23 protein-coding genes are annotated in these 26636 nt (G+C 53.7%); 20 read left to right on the top strand and 3 right to left on the bottom strand.

Annotated elements, in window-relative coordinates:
- Positions 1-60 precede the first annotated feature (60 nt).
- From HV237_RS10775 to HV237_RS10695, 17 genes are all read left to right on the top strand, one after another.
- On the top strand, positions 61-1272 hold the full coding sequence (locus HV237_RS10775) for a diguanylate phosphodiesterase (RefSeq protein ID WP_016156768.1): 1212 nt from the start codon (positions 61-63) through the stop codon (positions 1270-1272).
- A gap of 221 nt (positions 1273-1493) precedes the next feature.
- Entirely contained in the window at positions 1494-2225 is a 732-nt protein-coding gene (locus tag HV237_RS10770) for a MerR family transcriptional regulator (RefSeq protein WP_032931597.1), read from the top strand.
- A 327-nt stretch (positions 2226-2552) separates the two neighbouring features.
- On the top strand, positions 2553-3083 hold the full coding sequence (locus HV237_RS10765; RefSeq protein ID WP_016153348.1) for a spore coat protein U domain-containing protein: 531 nt from the start codon (positions 2553-2555) through the stop codon (positions 3081-3083).
- 14 nt (positions 3084-3097) lie between these two features.
- The gene (locus HV237_RS10760) at positions 3098-3820 is read left to right on the top strand and encodes a molecular chaperone (protein WP_016153349.1); all 723 of its coding nucleotides are present in this window, start codon (positions 3098-3100) and stop codon (positions 3818-3820) included.
- A 55-nt stretch (positions 3821-3875) separates the two neighbouring features.
- Complete coding sequence (locus HV237_RS10755; protein ID WP_047358280.1) at positions 3876-6161, top strand: fimbria/pilus outer membrane usher protein; 2286 nt, start codon at positions 3876-3878, stop codon at positions 6159-6161.
- Positions 6162-6174: 13 nt separating this feature from the next.
- On the top strand, positions 6175-7143 hold the full coding sequence (locus tag HV237_RS10750; protein ID WP_047358281.1) for a spore coat protein U domain-containing protein: 969 nt from the start codon (positions 6175-6177) through the stop codon (positions 7141-7143).
- Between the two features lie 321 nt (positions 7144-7464).
- Entirely contained in the window at positions 7465-8739 is a 1275-nt protein-coding gene (locus HV237_RS10745; protein ID WP_016153352.1) for a Glu/Leu/Phe/Val dehydrogenase, read from the top strand.
- 325 nt (positions 8740-9064) lie between these two features.
- Complete coding sequence (gene dhaK / locus HV237_RS10740) at positions 9065-10135, top strand: dihydroxyacetone kinase subunit DhaK (protein WP_047358282.1); 1071 nt, start codon at positions 9065-9067, stop codon at positions 10133-10135.
- An 11-nt stretch (positions 10136-10146) separates the two neighbouring features.
- The gene (dhaL, locus tag HV237_RS10735) at positions 10147-10779 is read left to right on the top strand and encodes a dihydroxyacetone kinase subunit DhaL (protein ID WP_016153354.1); all 633 of its coding nucleotides are present in this window, start codon (positions 10147-10149) and stop codon (positions 10777-10779) included.
- Between the two features lie 10 nt (positions 10780-10789).
- Positions 10790-12220 (top strand): dihydroxyacetone kinase phosphoryl donor subunit DhaM, encoded by a 1431-nt coding sequence (gene dhaM / locus HV237_RS10730; RefSeq protein WP_047358283.1) that lies wholly within the window; start codon positions 10790-10792, stop codon positions 12218-12220.
- 171 nt (positions 12221-12391) lie between these two features.
- Positions 12392-14104 (top strand): alpha,alpha-trehalase, encoded by a 1713-nt coding sequence (locus HV237_RS10725; protein WP_016153356.1) that lies wholly within the window; start codon positions 12392-12394, stop codon positions 14102-14104.
- A 208-nt stretch (positions 14105-14312) separates the two neighbouring features.
- Entirely contained in the window at positions 14313-15335 is a 1023-nt protein-coding gene (locus HV237_RS10720) for an ABC transporter substrate-binding protein (protein WP_047358284.1), read from the top strand.
- The gene (locus HV237_RS10715; RefSeq protein WP_016156774.1) at positions 15335-16321 is read left to right on the top strand and encodes an iron ABC transporter permease; all 987 of its coding nucleotides are present in this window, start codon (positions 15335-15337) and stop codon (positions 16319-16321) included. Before HV237_RS10720 ends, HV237_RS10715 begins: the two co-directional genes overlap by 1 nt.
- On the top strand, positions 16318-17079 hold the full coding sequence (locus tag HV237_RS10710; RefSeq protein WP_047358285.1) for an ABC transporter ATP-binding protein: 762 nt from the start codon (positions 16318-16320) through the stop codon (positions 17077-17079). The genes HV237_RS10715 and HV237_RS10710 overlap by 4 nt, the downstream gene beginning before the upstream one ends.
- Positions 17080-17088: 9 nt before the next feature.
- Entirely contained in the window at positions 17089-17901 is an 813-nt protein-coding gene (locus HV237_RS10705) for a class I SAM-dependent methyltransferase (RefSeq protein WP_047358286.1), read from the top strand.
- On the top strand, positions 17898-18755 hold the full coding sequence (modD, locus tag HV237_RS10700) for a ModD protein (RefSeq protein WP_047358287.1): 858 nt from the start codon (positions 17898-17900) through the stop codon (positions 18753-18755). Before HV237_RS10705 ends, modD begins: the two co-directional genes overlap by 4 nt.
- Positions 18756-18778: 23 nt before the next feature.
- The gene (locus HV237_RS10695; protein WP_047358288.1) at positions 18779-20749 is read left to right on the top strand and encodes a TonB-dependent receptor; all 1971 of its coding nucleotides are present in this window, start codon (positions 18779-18781) and stop codon (positions 20747-20749) included.
- Between the two features lie 41 nt (positions 20750-20790).
- Here the strand turns inward: HV237_RS10695 and HV237_RS10690 are convergent, their stop codons facing one another.
- Positions 20791-21045, bottom strand: a complete 255-nt coding sequence (locus HV237_RS10690) for a GlsB/YeaQ/YmgE family stress response membrane protein (protein ID WP_016153363.1) — start codon at positions 21043-21045, stop codon at positions 20791-20793.
- A 200-nt stretch (positions 21046-21245) separates the two neighbouring features.
- Between HV237_RS10690 and ycgR the strand changes: the two genes are divergently transcribed.
- Positions 21246-21980 carry a flagellar brake protein YcgR gene (gene ycgR, locus HV237_RS10685; protein WP_016153364.1) on the top strand — a complete coding sequence of 245 codons (735 nt, stop codon included), beginning with the start codon at positions 21246-21248 and terminating at the stop codon, positions 21978-21980.
- A gap of 11 nt (positions 21981-21991) precedes the next feature.
- On the opposite strand, the gene emtA is transcribed toward ycgR, so the two are convergent.
- Complete coding sequence (gene emtA / locus HV237_RS10680; RefSeq protein WP_016153365.1) at positions 21992-22603, bottom strand: membrane-bound lytic murein transglycosylase EmtA; 612 nt, start codon at positions 22601-22603, stop codon at positions 21992-21994.
- Between the two features lie 98 nt (positions 22604-22701).
- Between emtA and ldcA the strand changes: the two genes are divergently transcribed.
- Both ldcA and HV237_RS10670 read left to right on the top strand, forming a co-directional pair.
- Positions 22702-23616, top strand: a complete 915-nt coding sequence (gene ldcA, locus HV237_RS10675; RefSeq protein ID WP_047358289.1) for a muramoyltetrapeptide carboxypeptidase — start codon at positions 22702-22704, stop codon at positions 23614-23616.
- A 97-nt stretch (positions 23617-23713) separates the two neighbouring features.
- Positions 23714-25453, top strand: coding sequence for a potassium/proton antiporter (locus HV237_RS10670; RefSeq protein WP_016153367.1), 1740 nt, complete (start codon positions 23714-23716; stop codon positions 25451-25453).
- 107 nt (positions 25454-25560) lie between these two features.
- Here the strand turns inward: HV237_RS10670 and dadX are convergent, their stop codons facing one another.
- Entirely contained in the window at positions 25561-26631 is a 1071-nt protein-coding gene (dadX, locus tag HV237_RS10665; RefSeq protein ID WP_046275018.1) for a catabolic alanine racemase DadX, read from the bottom strand.
- Positions 26632-26636: the final 5 nt, after the last annotated feature.

The raw sequence follows: 26636 nt of genomic DNA, 5'->3' as shown, positions 1-26636 counted from the left end.
GTAACCTGGTTTGTCTGATACTGACCAGACCTCTTCTCCTTCCTTGATCCCGGACTGTCCATGCTCACGACCATTATTTACCGTAGCCATCTACGTGAAGACGCCCCTCTCAAAGCGCTTGAGGATATGGTGACAGCCGCAAATATCAAAAACAGGCGATCAGATGTTACGGGGATCTTACTCTTTAACGGCCATCACTTTTTCCAACTGCTTGAAGGCCCAGAGGAGCAGGTAAAAGAGATCTATCGTTGTATTTGTAACGACCCCCGGCACCACAATATCGTTGAACTGATGTGTGATTACGCGCCTGCGAGAAGATTCGGGAATGTAGGGATGGAGTTATTTGATTTACAAAAACATGAACGGAATGACGTCCTGCAAGCTGTACTCAATAAGGGTACGTCCAAATTTCAGCTCACGTATGATGACAGAGCATTACAGTTTTTCCGCACATTTGTCCTCGCCACGGAAAAATCGAGCTATTTTGAAATACCTGCGCCTGATTACTGGAGTTTTATAACCGACAATACCTGTACCATCCTGGATGAAAGCACACTCCCGTCAGATACAGATTTCAGCTTTGCTTTTCAACCAATTATCGATCCTATGTCACAGCGCGTCATTGCGCTGGAAGCCCTTATTCGCGGTAAAGACGGTGAAACGCCCGCAACGTATTTTGACAAATTCAAACCTGAAGATGTGTATACCGCTGATCTGCAGAGCAAAAAGACTGCATTTGCAATGGCAAGCGCACTGGGTCTTAATCACAAAATGCTGTCGGTTAATCTGTTACCCATGACCCTGGTAAACAGACCCGATGCAGTCAGCTTTCTTATAAACGAAATCGCGGCGCATGGACTGGTGCCTGAACAAATCATCGTAGAGTTTACCGAAAGTGAAGTTATTTCGCGTTTTGATACGTTCGCGCAGGCCGTGAAGTCACTCAAGGCAGCGGGAATATGTGTGGCGATAGATCATTTCGGGGCAGGTTTTGCCGGGCTTCAGCTTTTGTCTCGCTTTCAACCGGACCGAATTAAGATAAGCCGCGAACTCATCACTGATGTGCATAAAAGTGGACCACGGCAGGCCATCATTCAGGCCATAATCAAATGCTGCGCTTCACTGGAGATTATGATTTCTGCGGTCGGCGTCGAAAAACCTGAAGAGTGGATGTGGCTTGAATCCGCGGGTATTGAGATCTTCCAGGGTAACCTGTTTGCAAGAGCCTGCCTGAATGGTACTCCGTCTGTCGCGTGGCCAGAGAAAAAATGATTTCTCAGCGTTATAATAATTAACGTATTGTTATTACACAATAATCCCGCCACCTCTTTTATGCTGAACATAAAAATTCAGCATTTACTCCCTACGTGATAGTAAAGTAAATCTTAATTTTGCTAGAATCCTATGTATGTTTTGTACAATTTGATGCATGTTGTACAAAGTAGCAGGAACCGCATATCGGTGACGGAGAATCATGAGTGTCTGGGGGAATTATGGCTTATTACAGCATTGGGGATGTCGCAGAACGTTGCGGGATAAATCCTGTCACCCTTCGGGCATGGCAACGACGTTACGGTTTACTCAAACCTCAACGCAGCGAAGGTGGCCACCGACTCTTTGATGAAGAGGATATTCAACGTATTGAAGAAATAAAACGTTGGATTAGCAGTGGCACACCCGTTGGCAAAGTTAAAGCATTGCTGGAAACCAGTACTCGCGAAACTGACGACGACTGGAATCAATTGCAAGAAGAGATGATGGGCATTCTTCGTATGGCGTATCCCCCGAAGCTGCGAGCCAAAATTATCGCACTCGGTCGCGCCTACCCCGTAGATGCGTTGATTGATCGCGTTTATCTTCCTGTGCGTCAGCGGTTGATACTTGACCATAATACATCCCGCATCATGAACAGTATGCTTGATGGCGCATTGATTGAATATGTAGCCACCCTGCTGTCTGAAACGCGGCGCAAATCAGGGAAAGATGCCATCCTGATGGCCTGGGATGTTGAAGACCGAACCCGTTTATGGCTCGAAGCCTGGCGTTTATCGCAATCGGGCTGGCATATTGCCGTGCTTGCTGAACCCATTGAATCGCCAAGACCTGAACTCTTCCCCGGGCAAACGCTTTTTGTCTGGACTGGTATTACGCCAACCCGCAGACAAAATGAACTTCTACAACACTGGAACGAACAAGGTTATAAAGTCATTTTTCACAGCCCGTAACCAACATGTATCGCAGTAATGAGCTGAGTAAGATAAATCTTACTAATTCTCATTTTTTGGGTGGTTATTTTGAATGCCATCCAATGAATCTGTGTTCCCTACCTGCCTGACTTAATGCCCGCAGTAGCATAAAAACAAAACAATATACTCACCCGTGGGTATTATTTTTTTGCATACGACATCACCTTTTTCCTAAGTAAAATTCATTAGATCAACTGGCGCACGCCTAATACTTATTCTAGGGTTAAACCATGTCTTCTTGTACCACATTATTGTTTATTGTTTTTCTAAAGTAATAAATGTGGTTATTTGAAAAAGGTAAAGGATATGGCTCTAGTCTTAGACAAACGCTTAATTCTTTGTTGCTGCGCCTTTTCCATTATTCCCGTGGCAAATGCAGCAACCGTTAACGGAACATTTCAGGTACTGATGACGATTCAAAAGGCCTGTACCGTGACTGCCGGTTCGGCTTCAAATATCACGCTTGGGCCGGTGAATACCACGGCAACAAATACCAATGCAAGCAACACGATTTCGATTAATTGCTCAAAAACCACGCCCTATTTTATCGGCCTGGCGCCGTCGGCCGCCAATGGGGGGACGACGACGGGCTCAGGCGCCATGTCCTCCGTGGCTAACGCTGCCACCAATACCGATAAAGTGCCCTACCAGCTAAATCGAACATCAGCAACAGGTCCGGTGTGGGGGAACACCGCCACCGACACCGCGCCTGGAAACGGCGTAGCGGCGACGGGGACCGGGCTGGTGCAAACGTTTACGGTTTATGCCACCGCACCGAGCGCCAACTTCACTCCTGACGACTATGCCGACACGGTAACGGTTAACGTTAACTACTAACTTCAGGAAGCCACATGAGAGTAAAACTGCCTGTTCAGCAGTGTGCCTGCGCATGCCTGTTAGGGATGGTTGCGAGCCTCAACCCTGCCGCCGCCAGCGGGCTGCAAATCGCCCCGGTCACATTAACTTTGCTCGCGACGCAAAATGCCGATGGTATCTGGCTTAGTAATGCGGGTGAAAATGTGCTCAATGCCCAGGTTCGGGTTTTTCGCTGGAGCCAGAGCGCTTACGGCGACAAACTTTCCCCCTCTCAGGGGCTGGTCATTAGCCCGCCGATGCTGGCATTAGCCCCCGGAGAACGTCAGTTGATTCGCGTTATTCGGACCGGCCCACCTTCGGCACATGCTGAAGACGCTTATCGGTTATCGATAGATGAGTTACCGCCTGCAAAAGTAGAAAAAAATAAGCTTCAGTTTGTGCTGCATTATTCCGTCCCCGTTTTCATTCAACCAACATCAGCGGCGCAAACGCAGGCAAAATTGCAATGGAAATTACAACAGCTTGATGGCAAAAAATTTATTGAAGTGAGTAACCAGGGAAATGGGCATGCACAATTATCTGCTGCAACATTTATAAGCCCTGACGGTGCTAAAAAAGTTATTACGCCCGGACTGTTAGGCTACGTTTTACCCGGCTCAACGATGCGCTGGATAGTCTCTCCGTCGGCCAGTAATACTCATGATGGCGGGAAAGTTGAAGTCACAATCAATGGCCAAAAAACAGTACAAGATCTGTAACAGATCCTGGCTTCTGGTGAAATATTGCTTTCTCAATGGAGTATTAATATCGGGAATGGTTTGCGCACAAACGCTGAATAATAACCTGAACGACGATGGTGTTATTAATGGCGCAGCGCAGCTCGTGGGGGTCAATTTGTATCTCGACGTCACCTTAAATGGGAATCCCGTTGGGCTGGTGCATTTGGGTTACGATAATGGAAAGCTCTATGCAGGGGCAGATACCCTGCGAAAAATGGGCTTTCGCTTTGCGCCTGACGCCACTCACGCCGTCTGCCTGAACGATATCCCCGAGCTAACCATTGACTATAACGTTCAGTTGCAAACGCTTTCGCTTACTGCGCCACTCAGTTCACTCGATCTTGCGACCACGCAGCTTAACGCCCCCGTAGAGACCGCGCCGACGGCGACAACATCACGCGGAGCGCTGCTCAATTACGATATCTATACCCAACAGGGGGATGAAAGCGCAATAAATACCTTCAGCGAACTCCGCGCTTTCAATGCTGCAGGCGTGCTCAGCACCACCCAGTTGACGCAGTACTCCACCGAGGAAAATGCGGATAACAGCGTTGAGCGACTCGATACCAGCTGGCGTACGTCATTTCCCGAAACGATGCTGGCGGTAACCGTTGGCGATACCCTGACCAGTTCACTTATCTGGTCCCGACCGACGCGTATCGGCGGCATTCAGATAGGAACCGATTTTGGTTTGCGGCCCTATATGCCAACCACCCCGCTCCCTGCATATCTTGGCTCCGCGACGTTACCGTCAAACGTTGAGCTGTACGTCGACGGCGTCAGGTACTACAACGGAGAAGTCCCCGCGGGTAGCTTTCAGATCAACACAATGCCGAACATCAGCGGCGCGGGAACGGGTCAGGTAATGATGACGGATGCGCTGGGCAGAACGAGCGTACAAAATTTTTCGTTCTACAACGATCAGCAACTGCTGCGGGAAGGATTAACTGCCTGGTCTGCAGAACTGGGTACAGTGCGCGAAAACTATGGTTACTCCTCTTTTGATTATGCCAGCGCACCGGTACTGAGCGGTACATGGCGTCGTGGGTTTAGCAATACGTTCACCGCCGGGACTCACGCTGAAACCAGCGATGGACTGATTAACGCGGGCTTCAGTAACGACTGGATCCCAGGTACCCGCAGCGGCACGTTTTCGACCTCAGTTGCCGCAAGTACCGACTCAGGAAAGAACGGTTTTCTGTACAGTTTTGGTTACCGTTGGTCCGGCGAACGGTTTAATTTCAGTACCAGTACGACGGCCACTTCCGGCGATTATCGTGATGTCGCCACCCATTATGGCGAGCCGCCACCGACGCTTAACAGCAATACGGTCATTGGCTATTCGCTGGAAGCTGCCGGTAATGTCAGCCTGAGTTACCTGCAGTTTCGTTATCCGCACGAAAATGCGGTGCGCTACGCCAACGCCAGCTGGTTCAAATCGATTACCGACAACATTTCACTGAATGCCGGATTCAACCAAAACATCGACGATAACCGCGATCGCAGTCTCTATCTGATGGTGACAATGACCACTGATAACAATCTCAGTGCCAGCAGCACCCTACAACGTACCAATGATGAGACCGGCTACCAGCTCAACGCCAGCCTGACGCCTCCTGCCGACGGCGGTTGGGGCTGGAATCTGGCCGCCAGTCAGCAGGCTTCCCGGCAAAGCGGTCAGGGAGAAGTGGGATATCTGGGTCGTTATGGTAAAGCGTACGCGGGATTCAGCCGTTTACCGGATAACCACTACGGCTACGCAGGCGCCACCGGATCGCTTGTTACCATGGGAGGCGGCCTGTTTGCTGCACGTGAAATCAACAATGGCTTTGCCGTCGTATCCACTGACGGCGTTCCTGACGTCCCGATTAAATTACAAAATAACCTGATTGGTCGCAGCGACGACCAGGGGCTATTACTGGTCACGCCGCTGAACAGTTATCAAAAAAACCTGATCAGTATTGACCCTATGGATCTCCCCGCCAATATGCGGATCGCACGCGTTGAGACGAATGCAACGCCTGCCGATCGTTCCGGTACATTGGTTAGCTTTGGCATTACCCCGGTACGCGCTGCGCAGGTCATCCTCGTCGACAATCAGGGTAAACCCATTACCGAAGGCAGCATGGCATACGCCATCAGCGGAGCAGGACAATCGTCTGTCGTTGGTTTTGATGGGATGACCTGGTTCGACACGCTGGAACAGCACAACGCGCTACGCGTTGAGACAGACACCGGCAGTTGTCGCGTGCAATTTGACTATCCCACTTCTGCAAAGGGGATTGTGCAAATAGGTCCACTGGTTTGCCGGCCACACTAACAGGAGTGCGCTCATGAGGTTAAGGCATCTGTTACTCATCGCAGCCGTACTCTTTTGTCCGGCGATTAGCCATGCCGTAACCTGTTCGGTGAGCAATGTGCAACCCATAAATTTGGGCTCAGTCAATCCGCTGTCTGCGACAGGCGCAACGTCATCAATGACGTTCAACTACACCTGCACCAAAGAGCTTGGCGACGCGCTGGCAGGGATCAACCTCTGTTTTAATATTGGCGCCTCAGCCGTCAGTGGCCAGGTGACACCTCGAAATATGTCATTAAACGGAACACCTGCCAGAACGCTGGCATACCAGCTTTACCAGGATGCCGGACACACCAAAGTCTGGGGGAGTCAGTATCAGTCGGGAACGACTTTTCCAATGGTACAGCTTAACCTGCTGAATCTGACGCCAGTGACGGGCTCACTCACGGTATCAGCACAGATTGTCACGCCACAAACCTCAGCGGTCCCCGGAAGCTATCAGGATAGCTATACGGCGGCGACAGCCCTTGTCACCCTCAATCCTGGATTGCTTTTCCCGCCGACCACCTGTGGCGATACCGTTGCCGCCAGGCTTCCCTTCACCGTATCGGCGACGGTCAGCAAACAGTGCAATATCACCTCTGCAACCAATATTAGCTTTGCGCCCGCCGGGGCGACCGGGCGTAACCTAACGGCTTCAAATACCGTGGGCGTAGCATGTTCCAATAACACGCCTTACACCATCGGACTTCAGCCCTCTAACGGCAATACGGCAGGCAGCGGCGTGATGGCCGGCACGGGGTCAAATACGGACAAGGTCCCCTACCAGCTTAGCTCGACGCCGGGGCCGTCCGGAACGGTTTGGGGCAATTCATCGCTCAATACCATCGCGGGCAACGGTACGGGAACCACCACCACCTACCCGGTTTACGCCACCGTTCCCAGCGCGAACTACACGCCTGACAACTATGCTGATACCGTTACCATCGCCGTGACCTACTGACCCCAGCTTAATCGCAATAAAGCAAATACATTTTATTATCATATTATTTACTTTTAGAGGTGCGTCATAAATCTGACAAATTGCGTTTTTTATAAATCATGCATATTAAATTACCCAGCCAGCAAAATAACCGAAATATCAGCACAATCAAAGAATAACTATTCACTTCCCAGCTAAAGCCCACACGCTTCATGCCGATAAACCGTGTTAGCCGGACAGGCCATTCTATGAAATAAATGTTAAATTTAGGTTCATATGGTGTGATTCACTGTATACCACGGCCAAATTAAGAACATATTACTTTTATAACTAAGGTTTATCATGGATAAGTTATCTTACGCTTCAGATAGCAGCACATCTGCCTGGAATACCTACCTGCAACAAATCGAGCGTGTGGCCCCTTACCTGGGCGAACTTTCCCATTGGGTGGATACCCTGCGCCACCCAAAACGCGCGCTGATTGTCGATATCCCGGTGCAGATGGATGACGGTACTATCCGTCATTTTGAAGGGTATCGCGTGCAACATAACCTCTCCCGCGGGCCGGGCAAAGGCGGTGTGCGTTATCATCCTGATGTTGATCTTAATGAAGTGATGGCCCTGTCCGCATGGATGACCATCAAATGCGCAGCGTTGAACCTGCCGTACGGCGGTGCGAAAGGTGGCGTGCGCGTCGATCCGTTCTCGCTTTCCGAAGGTGAACTGGAGCGTTTAACCCGCCGTTATACCAGCGAAATCGGCATTATCATCGGGCCGCAGAAAGACATTCCTGCGCCGGATGTGGGGACTAACGGAAAGGTAATGGCCTGGATGATGGATACCTACTCCATGAACCACGGCACCACCGTGACCAGCGTGGTCACCGGTAAACCTATTCACCTCGGCGGCTCGTTAGGCCGTGATAAAGCCACCGGTCGTGGTGTTTTCGTCAGCGGTCTGGAAGTGGCGCGTCGTGCCAACATCGACGTTGAAGGCGCTCGCGTAGCGGTGCAAGGTTTTGGTAACGTCGGCAGCGAAGCCGCCCGCCTGTTCGCGGCAGCAGGAGCACGCGTGGTCGCGATTCAGGATCACACCGCAACGCTGTTTAACTCAACGGGTATCGACATGGCCGCGTTGTCTGCCTGGCAACTGGAGCACAAACAGATTGCCGGTTTCCCGGGCGCTGAAACCATTGCCAGCGAAGCCTTCTGGAGCCTGGAGATGGATATTCTGATCCCGGCCGCGCTCGAAGGCCAGATCACCCGTCACCGCGCGGAAACGCTGACCTGTAAACTGGTACTCGAAGGCGCTAACGGCCCAACCTATCCGGATGCCGACGACGTTCTGGCAAGCCGCGGTATCGTGGTTGTCCCAGACGTTGTTTGTAACGCCGGCGGCGTAACCGTCAGCTACTTCGAATGGGTTCAGGACATGGCTAGCTTCTTCTGGAGCGAAGAAGAGATTAACAATCGCATGGACAAAATCATGACCGATGCGATGGTACACGTGTGGGAAAAAGCGGCAGAGAAATCCTGCTCACTGCGTACGGCAGCCTACATTGTTGCCTGCGAACGCATTCTGCTGGCACGTAAAGATCGCGGAATTTATCCGGGCTAACGCCGAAATCGACCATGCCTACAAACCACCTGCTCTGCAGGTGGTTTGTTTTCCATAAACACCCGTGAATCAGCTTCCCAGCCAAATACGGCCCAACCTCTCATTTTCGCTGTTTTATGCACCATGACGTTCCAATACGGAACATTATTATGTTGCTACGTTTCGTATTGAAACGCCCATTACAGCAATTTTCTTTTGCCAACCCGTGTGCAAAATTACCTTATCGGCAGCGAGCAGTCGCCGTGGCGTTGTATAACCCGATACCCTACATCAGATGCCTGCCCGAATCTGGCAGCCATCCAGGACTGTCTGCGGAGCATAAATAATGAAAAAATTGATTAACCGTGTTGAAGACGTACTGACTGAACAACTCACCGGACTGGCGAAAGCGTATCCTTCCCTGGCACTGCATCAGGATCCGGTATATGTCACCCGCGCAGATGCGCCGGTAATGGGCAAAGTGGCGCTGCTTTCCGGCGGCGGCAGCGGACACGAGCCTATGCACTGCGGCTATATTGGTCAGGGCATGCTCTCTGGTGCCTGCCCGGGTGAAATTTTTACCTCACCCACGCCGGATAAAATGTTCGAATGCGCCATGCAAATTGATGGCGGCGAAGGCGTACTGCTGATCATCAAAAATTACACCGGCGATATTCTTAATTTCGAAACCGCCACCGAGCTGTTGCATGAAAGCGGCGTCAAAGTCACCACCATGGTAGTGGATGACGACGTGGCGGTGAAAGACAGTCTGTATACCGCCGGTCGTCGTGGTGTGGCGAATACCGTATTGATCGAAAAACTGGTCGGCGCGGCCGCCGAACGCGGTGACTCACTGGAAGTCTGTGCGGCGCTGGGTCGTAAACTGAATAATCAGGGCCACTCCATTGGGATAGCCATTGGCGCCTGTACCGTTCCGGCCGCCGGACAACCGTCGTTCACGTTGCAGGATAACGAAATGGAGTTTGGCGTGGGTATCCACGGGGAACCGGGCATTGACCGCCGCACCTTCACTTCCCTCGATCAGACCGTTGATGAAATGTTCGATACCCTGCTGGAAAACGGCAACTACAGCCGTACGCTCCGCCACTGGGACAACGTTCAGGGCGCGTGGCAGGAAGGCAAAGAAAGCAAGCGCGCGTTGCAAAGCGGCGATCGCGTCATTGCGCTGGTCAATAATCTCGGTGCGACGCCGCTGTCAGAACTCTTCGGCGTGTATAACCGCCTCGAAAGCCGTTGCCAGGACGCCGGCATCGTCATTGAGCGCAACCTGATCGGTTCTTACTGTACCTCTCTGGATATGACCGGCTTCTCAATCACCCTGTTACAGGTGGATGACGACACGCTGAGCTTATGGGATGCACCGGTTCACACCCCTGCTCTCAACTGGGGTAAATAAGGAGATACATGATGTCCCTCAACAGAACACAAATTGTTAACTGGCTCTATCGCTGCGGTGAGATCTTCACCACCGAAAGTGATTTTCTCACCGGTCTTGATCGGGAAATTGGTGATGCCGACCACGGTCTGAACATGCACCGCGGCTTTAGCAAAGTCGTCGAAAAGCTGCCGTCCATCGCCGATAAAGACATTGGTTTTATTTTGAAAAACACCGGCATGGTGCTGCTCTCAAGCGTCGGGGGGGCCAGCGGTCCACTGTTTGGTACCTTTTTTATCCGCGCCGCCCAGGTGACCCAGGCTCATCAAAGCCTGACGCTTGAGGAGTTGTATCAAATGATTCGTGATGGCGCAGAAGGTGTGATTAGCCGCGGTAAAGCTGAACCTGGCGACAAAACCATGTGCGATGTCTGGCTGCCGGTAGTGGAATCTTTACGCCAATCCTGCGAGCAAAAGCTGAGCGTACAGGCGGCGCTGGAAGCGGCAAGCCAACAAGCGGAAGCAGCAGCGCAAAGCACCATCACCATGCAGGCCCGCAAAGGCCGCGCCAGCTATCTCGGTGAGCGCAGCATTGGGCATCAGGATCCCGGCGCAACGTCCGTAATGTTTATGATGCAAATGCTGGCTCAGGCGTCCAGAGAGTAAGGATAAAGCGATGGTAAACCTGGTTATTGTTTCTCACAGCGCCCAGTTGGGCGAAGGCGTCGGCGCGCTAGCCCGGCAGATGTTAATGGGTGATGGTTGCAAAATCGCTATTGCCGCAGGCATTGACGATCCTGAGAATCCGATTGGTACCGATCCTATCAAGGTGATGGAAGCCATTGAGTCCGTGGCCGATACGGATCACGTGCTGGTGATGATGGATATCGGTAGTGCGCTATTGAGTGCGGAAACCGCGCTGGAACTGCTCGATCCGGCCATTGCCGCTAAAGTACGTCTGTGCGCCGCGCCGCTGGTCGAAGGCACGCTCGCCGCAACGGTTAGCGCTGCCGCAGGTGCTGACATTGAGCGGGTCATCTGTGATGCCATGAACGCCCTCGACGCCAAATGTGAGCAACTGGGTTTACCTTCGCCATCTGCAGCAAAGCCGACATCCGCCGAATTCGCGCCTGATGCAGATGCTCATTCAGTGGCCATTGTGGTGAAAAATCCAAACGGCATTCATGTGCGTCCGGCTTCACGGCTGGTTTCCGCGCTGTCTGGCTTTAACGCCGATTTGTGGCTGGAGAAAAATGGCAAGTGCGTCGTCCCTGATAGCCTGAATCAGATTGCCCTGCTGCAGGTACGCTGTAACGACACGCTGCGCCTGATTGCCAAGGGCGAACAGGCAGAGGATGCGCTGGCCGCATTCAAACAGCTGGCAGCTGAGAATTTTGGTGAATCACTCGAGCCCGCGCATGCTGATACCGTAGTGACGAAGGTTCCCTCACAGGTCACGGGGACGGCATTCTGTTACACACCGTTCTCACCACAGGTAAGCCAGCAGCCTGTAGCCTCACTCCAGATTGAGCAGCAACGGTTACGGGTCGCTATCCAAAGCACGCTGAACGACTTAAGCGGGCTAACCGCGCTTGCAGAAGAGAGATATTCCGCAGATATCGCCGCTATTTTCTCCGGTCACCACACGCTGTTGGACGATCCGGATCTGTTCGATATGGCCTGTGATCTAATGCGTGAAACGCAGTGCAGCGCGGCCTGGGCCTGGCATCAGGTGCTGAGCGATCTCAGCCAGCAGTATTTACAGCTCGACGATCCTTACCTGCAGGCGCGATACATCGATATTGAAGATTTGTTGTCTCGTTCACTGCAGTATTTGACGGGAGAGACTGCACAAATTCCCGCGTTCATCCGCCCCACTATTTTGGTCGCGGAGGTCATCTATCCATCTACGGTGCTGCAACTCGATCCGAAGACCATCAAAGGCATCTGCCTGCGAGACGGGAGCGAAGCGTCTCACCCGGCGATTATCGCCCGTGCAATGGGGTTATGTTGGTTATGTCAGCAAGGCGAGGCCATCGAGAGTATCACGATGGGTGATACCCTGACCCTTGACAGCGTGGCCCAGCGGATAACCCGCGCGGGCTGATGTTGGTTGCACGCCCTTTGCCGACAAAGGGTGTGCATCTTTTCGATTCGCGTCGGGAAATGTCTGTTTATTCGCAAAATGGGGCGTCGATCACGCGCAACGGTCGATCCTGAACTAAGGTTTTCTCATGGTAAATGCCGCTGCTTCGGCACACCCTAAGGAGATTAACCGATGATAACGCCTGCAACTCGCCATCCAGGCCTGCTCTCTGTTGCAATAAAACTGACGCTCGCAAGCACCTTTTTTGCCCTTTCCTCTTTTGCCGTCAACGCCGAGGACGCGCCAACCGCAACGCCTCAGCCGCCTGATATTTTGCTTGGCCCACTGTTTAACGATGTACAAACGGCCAAACTGTTTCCTGACCAGAAAACCTTTGCTGACGCCGTCCCTAACAGCGATCCATTAATGATCCTTGCCGATTACCGGATGCAGAAAAATCAGTCCGGATTCGACTTACGTCATTTTGTGGAAGTGAATTTCACCTTGCCGAAAGCTGGCGAGAAATACGTCCCCCCAGCCGGGCAATCGCTGCGCGAGCATATTGACGGACTGTGGCCGGTACTCACCCGTTCGACAACCGACGCTGAAAAATGGGACTCTCTGCTGCCGCTCCCGGAGCCGTATGTCGTGCCTGGCGGGCGTTTTCGCGAAATATATTATTGGGACAGCTATTTCACCATGCTGGGGCTTGCTGAGAGCAATCACTGGGATAAGGTCTCCGACATGGTGGCAAACTTCGCTTACGAGATTGATTCCTGGGGACACATTCCTAACGGCAACCGCACCTACTATCTGAGCCGTTCTCAACCGCCATTCTTTGCCTTTATGGTGGAACTGCTGGCGCAGCATGACGGGGATGACGCGCTGAAAAAATACCTCCCGCAGATGCTCAAAGAATACACCTACTGGATGGAAGGCGTCGAAACGCTCCAGCCCGGTCAGCAGAATAAGCGCGTGGTTAAGCTGGATGACGGCACCATTTTGAATCGCTACTGGGATGACCGCGATACGCCGCGGCCAGAGTCCTGGGTGGAGGATATCGCCACAGCGAAAAGCAATCCGAACCGACCGGCCACAGAAATCTACCGCGACCTGCGTTCTGCCGCCGCGTCGGGTTGGGACTTTAGTTCCCGCTGGATGGATAACCCCAATCAACTAGGCACCCTGCGCACCACCAGCATCGTTCCGGTCGATCTCAATGCGTTGATGTACAAAATGGAAAAGATGATCGCCCTCGCCAGCAAGGCCGCCGGGGATAATGCCAAAGCTGCACAATATGAAGGCTTCGCTAATGCCCGACAAAAAGGGATCGAAAAGCACCTGTGGAACGACAAAGAAGGCTGGTATGCCGATTACGATCTGAAGAGCCACAAAGTACGTAACCAACTGACGGCCGCTGCCCTGTTCCCGTTGTATGTCAATGCAGCGGCAAAAGATCGCGCCAGTAAAGTGGCCGCGGCAACCCAGGCGCATTTGCTGCAACCCGGCGGCCTGGCCACCACGTCGGTGAAAAGCGGCCAGCAGTGGGATGCTCCCAACGGCTGGGCCCCGCTCCAGTGGGTCGCCGCATCGGGATTACAGAATTACGGTCAGGATAACGTCGCCATGGACGTGACCTGGCGATTCCTCACCAACGTGCAGCACACCTACGATCGTGAGAAAAAGCTGGTTGAAAAGTATGACGTGAGCAGCACAGGCACTGGCGGAGGCGGCGGCGAATATCCGTTGCAGGATGGTTTTGGCTGGACCAACGGCGTAACGCTTAAAATGCTCGACCTGATCTGTGCCAAAGAAAAGCCCTGTGACAGCGTGCCCGCATCGCGCCCGGCCCCGGCAAGTACCACGCCAGTCGAGCCTAAAAAACAGGCTCAGCCGACGTCTTAACGCCGTTACCTGAAGCGTTTTACTCCCCGAATCCGCGCTGCGTCGCGGATTTTTTCTGGCTTCTATTCCGCCATTCCTGTTGTCTCTACGCCATCTAGCCCTTATGGGGTATTCCGGGTTTTCATCCGTGAGAAATTGATTCTGAACATGTTTTTATTCGCTGTATATGTAAATATATAGCGATTTTATCACCTTCAGGATAACAATTATGCCACTGACAAGACGGATGTTTGCCCAGCTTGTGGCATCTGCATTGCTGCTACGCCATCTTCCCGCCTTGGCTCAAACACCGCTAACCGTTGCCGTTGGAGGCCACCCAGCGCCAGAGGCGACCCAACACGTGGTCAGCGCAGGCGCACCCGCCGACATGCTGCTGCTGGCCGTCGCGCCGGAAAAACTGGTTGGTTTTTCATCCTTTGATTTTTCTCGTCAGACCGCCATCCCGTTTCACGAAGACATTCGGGCTTTACCGAAACTGGGCAAGCTGGCGGGACGCGCCAGCACACTCTCGCTTGAAGCGCTACTGGCGCTTAAACCCGACCTGGTGATTGACTGCGGCAATGCCGATGAAACCTGGCTTTCTCAGGCCAGACAAGTCAACGCGCAAACGCAAATTCCCTGGCTGCTGATTAATGGCGAACTGCGGCTCAGCCCGCAACAGCTACTCGCGGCAGGTGAAGCGCTGGGAGTCGCAACGCGGGCCTGGACTCAGGCCAAACTGGCCCAGCGTTTTATTGATGAAGCCCTCGCGTTTTCACACTCTCCCGCAGCAAAGCTGCGTTTTTATGCCGCGCGCGGCGCCCGCGGACTTGAAACTGGATTACAAGGTTCATTGCATACCGAAGCGGCAGAACTACTGGGATTACACAATGTGGCGCAAATTCCTGGGCGGCACGGGCTGGCGCAGGTTTCAATGGAAAACCTGTTGAGCTGGCAGCCCGATATTATTCTGGTACAGGATGCGATTACGGCACAGTACCTGCGAGAAGATCCCGTCTGGCAAGGAGTCAAAGCGGTTGCCGATCGGCGCATTCTGTTTCTCAGCGGCCTGCCGTTTGGCTGGCTGGACGCGCCTCCCGGCATCAATCGTTTGCTGGGGTTACGCCGTCTGCATGCCTGGCTTGATCCACAGGTTGAAGCGGGCTTTAAAACCGATATGCAGCGCTACAGTGAACTGTTCTGGCACACCACGTTAAGCGACGCACAGTATCAACAACTGGTGAGCGTCTGATGAAAACATCTACCCTCGGTTTTCTGATGATTACGACGGTGGTGCTTTGCGCGAGCATCGCCGCGGTGTCGGGTGCTTATCGCCTCGATGCACAGCAGGTCGTGGATCTTATTGCAGGCAGGGATGGCGTCCCGATGCAGGACAAAATCGTCTTCTGGCAAATCCGACTGCCACGCATTCTGGCTGCATTGTTACTCGGCGCAGCGCTGGCTGGTGCAGGAACCACCTATCAGGGAATGTTCCGTAACCCACTGGTTTCGCCGGATATCCTCGGCGTGGCGGCCGGTGCCGGTTTGGGCGCCTGTACGGCAATCCTGCTGGGGCTACCAATCCTGTTTATTCAGCTGTATGCGTTCACTGGCGGTTTGTTAGTGGTCGCCGGTGTCTGGCTGATCACCCGGCGAGTCAAGCGTCACGATCCGGTGTTAACGCTGGTGCTGGTCGGGATTGCGCTGGGTACGGTCTGCGGCGCGGGAATCTCGCTCATCAAAACGCTGGCCGACCCGTATACCCAACTCCCGTCGATCACCTTCTGGCTGCTCGGCGGTTTATCGACAATTACTCTGCACGATCTGTGGTTCTCAGCACCGCTGATCCTTGCTGGACTGGTCCCGTTATTGCTGCTGCGCTGGCGCATGAACCTGCTCACTCTGTCGGATGATGAAGCCCGATCGCTTGGGATCAACGTCTCCCGACTGCGGCTGGGACTGATCGTCTGCGCAACGTTAGTCACCGCCTGTACCGTCGCCATTGCCGGCATTATCGGCTGGATTGGACTGGTGGTGCCGCACATCGGCAGACTCCTCAGCGGGAATAACCACCAGCAGTTACTGCCGGTGTCCATGGGGATCGGCGCCATTCTACTCCTGCTCACCGACACCCTCGCCCGCACGCTGAGCCGCACGGAAATCCCGCTGGGGATCCTGACTGCATTTATTGGCGCACCGTTCTTTTTGCTGCTTTTGCTGCGGGGAAACCGCCCATGACGCTATTACTCGTGCGCCACGCGTCGCTGGGATACCACAGTAAACAACCCGTGTTACGTGATATCTCCTTTCAGGTTTCGCCCGGTTCTGTCTGTTGTCTGATTGGTGCTAACGGCAGCGGTAAAACCACCCTGATGCGCACCATTCTCGGCGTTCTTCCGCCGCTTCGCGGTGACATTCTGCTTGATGGCGTCGCAGTGAATCATCTCAGCGATCGGGAACGCGCCGCAGCCATCGCCTGGGTTCCTCAGGCGCACGACGGCGCGTTTGCCTTCACCGCCCTGGACATGGTGATGATGGGACTGGCCCCGCAACTGGCGGCATTTGCGGTTCCCGGCGCTAAAGAGCGTGAAATTGCGCATCAGAAACTGGCGATACTGGAGATTTCTCACCTGGCACTTCGACGCTGGAACACCCTGAGCGGCGGCGAACGGCAACTGGTGTTGATCGCTCGCGCGCTGGCGCAACGTCCGCGTCTTTTATTGCTGGATGAACCCGCATCCAGCCTTGATTTTGGGCATCAAATCCGTCTGCTCGACACGCTGGTGACGCTGAAAAATTCCGGTATGGCCCTGCTGATGTCGACCCATCACCCGTTGCACGCCCGGGCAATCGCCGACAGCGTGGTACGGGTTGAACCAAACGGCGAGGTGTCGCAGGGTCTGCCTGAACATCAGCTCGCCGCCGACCGCCTGGCCGCGCTGTATCGCGTTACACCGTCACAAATTACCCACCATCTTTATGGTTCACTCAATTAAGGAATATTCATGCTCATTGACGACATTGATTTTGCCGATCTTTACCGTAAGCAATTACAGCTGGCGAACAGAACCGAGAAAAAGCCGGAGCACTGGGACAAACGTGCGGAAAAAATGGCGGAGAATTGCGCCTCATTAACCGACAGCTATCTGCTGCAACTGCTGGGGAAAATCGACCTGCAAGGTGCAGAGTCGCTGTTTGATATGGGTTGCGGCCCCGGTACAGTCTCGCTGGCGCTGGCTAAAAAAATGCCAATAATTTACGGCGTAGATTACAGCAAGGGAATGCTGAGCGTAGCTGCCCGCCGCGCCGCACAAATGAACGCCCGTCACGTACAATGGGTGCAACGAGCCTGGGAAGAGCACTGGGATGATTTACCCCAGTGCGATATCGCCGTCGCCTCGCGCTCCACGCTGGTTGCCGATATGCGTCAGGCAATGAGCAAGCTGAATAATCAGGCCCGGCTGCGGGTTTATACCACCCACCTCGTCAGTTCATCTTTCGTTTCTCCCACCATTCAGCGCGCACTGGGCCGCGAAGTGATTGAACTGCCCAACTATATCTATGCGCTTAATGTTCTTTATCAGATGGGGATCCACGCGCACGTTGATTTTATCCGCGGTCCCAACTGTCAGCAGGACAACAGCACCTGGACGCGTTTTCTGGAAAACGTGCGCTGGAGTATGGGTGAACTGAGCGCCGACGAGGTCGAACGTCTGGAAAACTGGTACCAACAGCAGGATCCACGCGCTATTGCCCCCGCAAGCCGTGACTGGGCGCTTATCTGGTGGGATAGCATCCCGCGGGAGGCGCTGCGATGATCTACTTTTCGCAGGCGCAAATTGACGCGCTGCTGCTGGAAGATATTCAGGGCGGCGATCTGACCACCCGCGCGCTGGGTATCGGCGCCCAACCAGGCGTCATCGAGTTTAACCATCGCCAGGGCGGATGCGTTAGCGGTACCGCTGTTGCCAGACAAATGCTGACGTCATTGGGATTAACCGTCACCGATATTTTGTCTGATGGCGAACGGGCGAACGCCGGACAGCGACTGATTCGCGCACACGGACCGGCGGCGGCGCTGCACCAGGGCTGGAAAGCGGTACAAAATGTACTGGAGTGGAGCTGCGGCGTGTCGGGCTATCTCGTCGAGATGCTGAGCATGCTGCATCAACGCTATCCCGATGGGCAGATTGCCTGCACCCGCAAAGCCATTCCCGGTACGCGTTTACTGGCGACTCAGGCAATACTTGCCGCCGGGGGCATTATCCATCGGGGAGGATGCGCCGAAACGGTACTGCTGTTTGCTAATCACCGCCGTTTTCTTACCAACCCAAACGACTGGACAGGCGCGATTGCGCGCTTACGCAGCCATGCGCCAGAAAAAAAGATCGTGGTCGAAGCGGATACGCCAGATGAGGCATTGGCCGCCCTACGTGCCGCCCCTGATGTCCTACAACTCGACAAATTTACCCCCGAGCAGGCGGCAGAAATTGCCCGTCAGGCCCCTGCTCTGGCCCCCCATTGCACGCTGGCGCTGACCGGCGGCATTACCCTCGCCTCGCTGGCGGGTTATCTCGACTGCGGTATCAGACTCTTTATCACTTCCGCGCCTTACTACGCTCCACCTGCGGATATCAAAGTGAGCATGAGCCCGGACGCACGTGGCCTATAACATCAAAAAATGGACTAAAAATAATGAATTTCAACAAAAGTTGTCTTTACACAGCCCTGTCGTTTGCTTTCGCGCACAGTGCTTTTGCTGGGCAGGAAAGCGAAACCATGACCGTCTGGTCTAGTCCGGTCTCCGCGGCCAACACCACGGTTCTCGGCCAGGAAACGATACAACAGCTGGATAAACAGAACGTGGCGCAGGCGCTGAGCGTCGTCCCTGGCGTCGTGCTGCAAAAGTCAGGCAACCGCAACGAGCAACAGGTAAAAGTGCGCGGATTTGACAGCCGTCAGGTTCCCGTCTTTTTCGACGGCGTGCCGGTATACATCCCCTATGACGGCAACCTCGATTTAGGCCGTTTTCTGACATCCGATATCGCTTCGGTTGAAGTCTCCAAAGGCTACTCGTCTCTGTTACAGGGGCCAAACCAGATGGGCGGTGCCATCAATATCACTACAAAAAAACCGACCAAACCGCTTGAAGGCAGCATTGGCTATCGCCAGGGCTGGAGTCGCAGCAAAGACCACGCCCACGATATGCACGCTTCATTTGGCGCCAGTAACGATCTCGGCTATATCCAGCTCAGCGGCAGTCAGCTGAAGCAGGATTTTCTTGGGTTACCGCATGGCGTGGACAACCCGGTTGCAGGCAGTCACGGCAAGATGATCAACTCTTCCGCTGATGACAAGCGTGGCATCGTGAAGCTGGGCTTTACCCCTCGTGGAGATGATGAATATGTGCTGACCTATATAAATCAGGACGGTGAAAAAGATAATCCACCGTACGCCGGAACCAGCAGCCAGAAATCACGCTACTGGCAATGGCCACAATACGATAAAGAGAGCTATTACTATCAGGGAACCACGCATTTGGGCGACCGTTTTACCCTGAAAAGCCGTCTGTATCGCGACACCTTTGAAAATACGTTGATGATGTACAACTCGCTGGCCGATCTGAAAAATAAGAAAGGCAGCTACAGCCATTATTCGGACTATAGCGATGGGGCTGGCCTGCAGCTCGCTGCGGATATGCGAGAAAACGATCTGCTCTCTTTCGCCGTGAACTGGAAGGACGATGTTCACCGCGAGAAAGGCGCACCGAATGCGGCTTACGACCGCTACGAAGACCGCACCTGGTCCGTGGCCAGTGAATACCAGTGGGCTGCGGCGGATAATGTCGATGTGGTGGCGGGAATAAGCTATGACTGGCGAGACAGTCTGGAAGGTATGAAGCACGAGAAAAACGGCAGCGTCACGCACTACGATGACAACAATCAGTCGGCCTTTAACTGGCAGGTGATGACCAAATACCACTTTGAAAATTCAGACACATTAGCGCTGTCTTACTCTGACAGAACGCGTTTCCCAACGTTAAAAGAACGCTACACGACCTCGAAACCGGCCTATAACCAGGTGGCGCTGGTCAATCCACAGCTTAAACCGGAGCGCGCCCGCAGCGTGGACCTGACATGGAATGGTTCACTTAGCCAGAACTGGGGATTCGAAGCCAGCGTGTATTACAACCGCATCAGCGATGCGATTCTTTCGCACAATATTGATGCCGACACCATCCAGAATCAAAACAGTGGTCGGGTGGATTACACCGGCCTGGATGCAGGCGTTAAAGGTAAAGTTTTTGATATGCTGGACGTCGGGCTGAGCTACGGCCTTATTCATGCGGACGCCAAACGCAGCGATATCGGTAAGATTACCGATCTGCCGACGCAAACCCTGACAGCCTGGATGACGCTGAAACCGTGGGAGCCACTCAGCATTACGCTGTCCGAAGAGGCCCGTTCGTCAAGCTATAGCAATACCGACGGCTCGCAGAAAGCCGCTGGTTTCGCCATTACCCATTTGCGCGCTGATTACGCCATTGGTCACGGGTTTAGCGTTAACGCTTCGGTCAATAACCTGTTCGATACGCAGTACGTTTACAGTGAAGGATTTATTGAAGAGGGGCGTAATTACTGGGCGGGCATTGAGTATCAGTTCTGACTTAACAATGCAGAAAAACGGCCCCGTCAGGGGCCGTTCGATTAATCTCGTCGTACAAGCCGAAAGACACCCAGCACAACAATCGCGCCGACCACGGCCACCAGGAAGCTGTGGAGATTAAACCCGCTGATATCGCCGCCGATACCGAACATCGTAGCCAGCCATCCACCGACCACAGCACCGATAATACCGAGAATGCAGGTCAGGATAAATCCACCGCCATCGCGCCCCGGCATAATCAGTTTGGCGATAACCCCCGCAATCAGACCAAAAATAATCCAGGTAATAATTCCCATTTCCAGGCCCTCTTTCCAGTGAACGCACGCGCAAGACATTCTTGCGCCAGCACGTTAAGTATAGGCAAGCCATCGCTACGTGCTTTTTCCCTCAGACTTAATTCATTGGGTTTGGTAAAAAATTTCATCCATTTGTATTAAGTTCCGTTGATTGATGCCGATAATCCAACGATAAACCAGGCATCCAGGAGTCATTAGGTGTGAGTAACTACAATGAGCAGTTCCTGAAGCAAAATCCATTAGCGGTGTTAGGCGTACTCCGGGACTTAAATTCGCAGCAGGTTCCGCTGCGTATCTCCTGGTCAGGTGGCCAGTTCATCAGCAAAATACTGGCGGTCAGCCCGGACGAACTGATCATGGATTTTGGTAGTCAGGAATATGAAAACCAGGCCGTGCAGCGAGCCAATCAAATTACGATTATCGCCGAAACGCAGGGAGCCAAAGTGGAGTTCACCCTGCCACAGCTGAAAAAAGGCGAATACCAGCGGCTACCCGCATTTATCTCATCATTGCCGCCATCTCTGTGGTTCGTCCAGCGTCGGGAATATTTCCGTATCGGTGCTCCACTGCATCCCCCCTATCGCTGCACGGTAAAAATGCCGGATAACAGCACGCTGTGTTTTCGCTTATTCGATTTGTCTCTTGGCGGTATGGGCGGGCTGTTAGAAACGGCAAAACCAGAGGGACTGGTAGAAGGCATGCGCTTTTCACAGGTTGAACTGAACATGGAGCAATGGGGAGTGTATCAGGTTGACGCCCAGCTAATTTCCATTAGTGAACGCAAAGTTATCGACGGGAAAAACGAAACAATTACCACTCCCCGCCTGAGCTTTCGTTTTCTCAACGTCGGCCCGGCGGTGGAGCGTAACCTACAGCGGATTATTTTTTCCCTCGAGCGCGAGGCCCGGGAAAAGTCGAATAAGGTGCGCGATTAGCATCACCTGAATTACATCACATCCAGCGCTTGTTGAAGCTTCCAGATATAGCGCGGAGCCTGCGGCGCCGGATGATTATCAGCAACATGTTCAATAAATTCATCCGGGCTGAGATCGTTTATCTTATTAATGGCTTTTTTCCTGTCGGAGGAGAACGTTCTCAGCAGCGCGCCCGCACCGTTGGCGTACGATACCACCAGCGCATATTGCATCACCTGCGGATCTTCGATCCCGGCCAGCGGCCCGGTCTCAAGAATGCTCAGGTATGCGGCCCCCATCGAGATATTGCGCTCAGGATTTTTCAGCTCGCTGGTCGACGGCTCGCCACTCCACCCCATGCGACGATAAACATCACGCCCTGACGTAGAGGCTTTTAACTGCATCAGGCCAATCGCATTAGACTTACTGACCGCATTCGGATTTCCACCTGATTCAATGGCGATGATAGCGGTAATCAATTGTGGACTGACACCCCAGGCCGCACCGGCTTTTTCGCTGATCGGCATCCATTGCATTGCGCGTTTAACCGGAACTTCAGCATTCCACGGCGGATTTTTGTAATCCTGTTTTGAACTACAGCCCGCAAGTAATACAACCAAAAAAGCAAACCATCTCAATTTCACGTCATCTATCCTTATAGCCGGAACCTGTCGCTGAGGTGACAACGACATACCTACGCGGCATGATATACATTTGGTTTTAGTTGTAGCAAGGAAATGCCATGTCCCGGTTTCACTTAATTGCCCCGTCGGGCTACTGTATCAACCAGCAGGCTGCCTTACGCGGGCTGGCGCGTCTTACTGAGGCCGGTCATCAGGTCGACAATTCAGCGGTCATTGCGCGCCGTTGCCAGCGTTTTGCGGGTACAGAAGCAGAACGGCTTGCTGATGTGAACGCGCTCGTAAATCTGAACACGCCCGATACCATTGTGATGGCAGTACGCGGCGGCTATGGCGCGAGCCGTTTACTGGCAGATATTGACTGGCAGGCGCTGGCGAACCGTCAGCAACACAACCCACTGCTGCTGTGCGGACACAGCGATTTTACCGCAATCCAGTGTGGTCTGCTGGCGCAGGGGAATGTGATTAGCTTCAGCGGCCCGATGCTGGCGGCTAACTTTGGTGCCGAGGAGATGAACGCATTTACCGAGCACCATTTCTGGCAGGCTGTTCGCAATGCCCAATTTACCCTCGAGTGGCAAGGTAACGGTCCGGCATGTGCGACCGAAGGTACGCTATGGGGCGGAAATCTGGCGATGCTCATTTCTCTGATGGGCACGCCGTGGATGCCCGCTATCGAAAACGGCATTTTGGTGCTGGAAGACATTAACGAGCATCCTTTTCGCATTGAACGCATGCTGCTGCAACTGTATCACGCAGGAATACTGGCCCGACAAAACGCCATTATCCTCGGCAGTTTTAGCGGCAGCGCACCTAATGATTACGACGCGGGCTACAGTCTTGACTCAGTTTGTGATTTTCTACGCGCCAGGTTATCGGTTCCGTTGATCGACGGCCTCGATTTTGGTCATGAACAACGCACCGTCACCTTGCCGTTAGGGGCAAGAGCGGTACTGAAAAATGATAAAAACGGCGCTCAGCTCACCTTAAGTGGGCATCCGGTACTTAAATCGTAAAAAAAGCGGTTAACAGGGCTAAGTAAAACGCTGTTTCTGTCGTTATTATGTTAGGGTTTATATATACGAAACAGCGTAATTCAGGAGTAACCGAACGTTGGATGCCGCAGCAATAATTAGCCTTTTTATTTTGGGTTCCGTACTCGTCACCTGCAGTATCTTACTCAGTTCATTCTCATCACGTCTTGGTATCCCTATTCTGGTGATATTTCTCGCTATCGGTATGTTAGCGGGAGTCGACGGCGTGGGCGGTATTCCTTTCGATAACTACCCTTTCGCCTATATGGTGAGTAACCTGGCGCTGGCGGTTATCCTGCTCGACGGCGGGATGCGCACCCAGGCCAGCTCATTTCGTGTCGCGTTAGGCCCGGCGCTGTCGCTGGCGACCGTCGGGGTGCTGATTACCTCCGGACTCACCGGCATGATGGCCGCGTGGCTGTTTCATCTGGATCTTATCGAAGGACTCCTGATTGGCGCGATTGTCGGTTCAACCGATGCCGCGGCGGTTTTTTCCCTGCTTGGCGGCAAGGGGCTTAACGAACGTGTTGGCTCTACGCTGGAAATTGAGTCCGGGAGTAATGACCCGATGGCGGTGTTTTTAACCATCACGCTTATCGCCATGATTCAAAATCACGAGACCGGTTTAAGCTGGATGTTTGCAGTGCATATTATCCAGCAGTTCGGCTTAGGGATCATACTGGGTCTCGGTGGTGGCTACCTGCTTCAGCAAATGATTAACCGCATTTCACTGCCTGCCGGGCTTTATCCGCTACTGGCCTTAAGCGGTGGGATCCTGATTTTTGCCCTGACCACTGCACTGGAAGGCAGCGGTATTCTGGCGGTCTATCTGTGTGGTTTCCTGCTGGGTAATCGCCCCATCCGCAACCGATTTGGCATTCTGCAAAACTTCGACGGTCTGGCCTGGCTGGCGCAAATCGCCATGTTCCTGGTGCTGGGACTGCTGGTTACGCCGTCCGACCTGCTGCCTATCGCGATCCCTGCGCTGATTTTGTCTGCATGGATGATATTCATTGCCCGTCCGCTGTCGGTCTTCGCCGGACTGCTGCCGTTTCGTGGCTTCAATCTGCGCGAGCGCATTTTCATCAGTTGGGTGGGCCTGCGCGGTGCAGTCCCCATTATCCTCGCCGTGTTCCCAATGATGGCGGGTCTGGAGAATGCGCGCCTGTTCTTTAACGTCGCGTTCTTCGTGGTTCTGATCTCGCTGCTGTTTCAGGGAACGTCGCTTTCCTGGGCCGCCAAAAAAGCCAAAGTGGTGGTTCCTCCCGTCGGCTGGCCCGTTTCGCGCATTGGTCTGGATATTCATCCGGAAAACCCCTGGGAGCAGTTCGTTTATCAGCTCAGCGCGGATAAGTGGTGTGTAGGAGCCGCACTGCGTGACCTGCATATGCCGGAAGAGACGCGAATTGCCGCCCTGTTTCGTGACAACGTGCTGTTTCACCCATCCGGCAGTACGCGGCTGCGTGAAGGCGATGTTCTGTGCGTCATTGGTCGTGAGCGCGATCTCCCTGCTCTCGGCAAGCTGTTTAGCCAGTCGCCGCCGGTATCGTTAGACCAGCGCTTCTTCGGTGATTTTATTCTCGAGGCCAGCGCAAAATATGCCGATGTGGCACTGATATATGGCCTGGAAGATGGCACAGAGTATCGTGATAAACAGCAAACGCTGGGTGAAATTGTCCAGCATCTGCTTGGCGCCGCGCCGGTCGTCGGTGACCAGGTTGAATTTGCTGGCATGATCTGGACGGTTGCTGAGAAAGAAGATAATGCGGTGCTGAAGGTCGGTGTTCGCGTTGCTGAAGATGAGGATGAGGCGCGTTGATGCTTTTTGCCGGGCGGCGGCAGCGCTTTGCCCGGTTTGCGCTCTGCGTCGCATAAACGGTGTAGCCGGATGAAACGCATCAGCGTCGACATCCGGCTTTAGATACGTTACACCGTCACAACCGGCACGCGCAGCGCCAGAGAACACATCAACTCGTAGCCCACCGTACCCGCTGCGCTGGCCACATCGTCAATTTTAATCTCTTTGCCCCACAGCTCTACCGGCGTCCCGATCCCCGCCTGCGGACACGGTGTCAGATCTACCGCCAGCATATCCATTGAGACCGTCCCCACCGTTGTAGTGCGTACGCCGTCCACCAGCACCGGCGTTCCGCTTGGCGCATGGCGCGGGTAACCGTCTGCATACCCGGTCGCCACAATGCCAATGCGCTGCTCGCCGCTGGCGGTATAGCGTCCCCCGTAGCCCACCCGATCTCCAGCTTTCAGCGTCTGTATGCCGATTATCTCGCTGCTCAGGGTCATGACCGGTTTCAGGCCGGTATTGGCGATGTCCCGCCACTGTCCCGAAGGTGATGCGCCATACAAAATAATGCCCGGGCGCACCCAGTCATAATGTGCTTCAGGGTGCCACAGCGTGGCGGCCGAATTGGACAGCGACCGTCTGCACTCCAGCCCTTCTGTCGCCTGTGCAATCCGCGCCATGGCGTCCTGAATACCTTCCGGGTGCTCCGCATCTGCAAAGTGGGACATCAGCGTCATTTCACCGACGTTGGGCATTGCCCGCAGCTGTTGCCAGACCGTTGATACTCTTTCCGGTAAGAAACCCAGTCGGTTCATGCCGCTGTTCACCTTCAGGTAAACATCCAGCGGCGCGTTGAGGCGCGCATTCTGCAGCGCTTTTAATTGCCAGTTACTGTGTACACAGGTGGTTAGACGATATTTGTCATACACCATCAGGTCTTCGGCGTGGAAAAATCCCTCCAGCATGAGTATCGGGCCTTTCCACCCGCGCTCACGCAGGGTTATCGCTTCTTCAAGATTGAGCATGGCAAAACCGTCGGTTGTGCCCAGCGCATTCCAGACACGTTCAATGCCGTGTCCGTAGGCATTGGCTTTCACCACCGACCAGACGCGGGCGTCCGGCGCGGCCTGGCGGGTAATGGTCAGGTTTTGTTTCAACGCCTGCAGGTCAATGCTGGCCAGTATCGGGCGAGTCATCTCAC

This window comes from Citrobacter sp. RHBSTW-00570, from assembly GCF_013739755.1.
Lineage (GTDB): Bacteria > Pseudomonadota > Gammaproteobacteria > Enterobacterales > Enterobacteriaceae > Citrobacter > Citrobacter braakii.
This window is presented reverse-complemented; position numbering and strand designations above follow the sequence as displayed.